We start from the raw sequence: 285 nt of genomic DNA, 5'->3' as shown, positions 1-285 counted from the left end.
TGTACCAGGAAGTGTGGATGGCAGTCATCTGAGCCCGGATACAGTGGAAGGACGTCATATCGGGTACGGTGAGATTACACTGGCTCATCTAGCCGAAGATGCACGAAGCGCTGACTTACTTCCAGACGGAAGTATTACCAGAGAAAAGCTAGCGGAAGAAAGCGTAAATTCAAAGCATCTGGCACCAGGAAGTGTAGATGGCAGTCATTTGAGCTCAGGTGCAGTAGAACGACGTCATATCGGGTACGGTGAGATTACCCTGGCTCATCTAGCACCAGAGACACG

Annotated in this window: 1 protein-coding gene; it reads left to right on the top strand. The window is 50.5% G+C overall.

The features are described from left to right. On the top strand, window positions 1-285 hold a 285-nt coding region (locus tag UQ64_RS17520; protein ID WP_209445826.1), incomplete at both ends, for a hypothetical protein.

It is taken from the genome of Paenibacillus etheri, assembly GCF_001012825.1.
GTDB lineage: Bacteria > Bacillota > Bacilli > Paenibacillales > Paenibacillaceae > Paenibacillus_AQ > Paenibacillus_AQ etheri.
The sequence above is the reverse complement of the archived record's forward strand: the minus strand, read 5'-3'. Positions and strand labels throughout refer to the sequence as shown.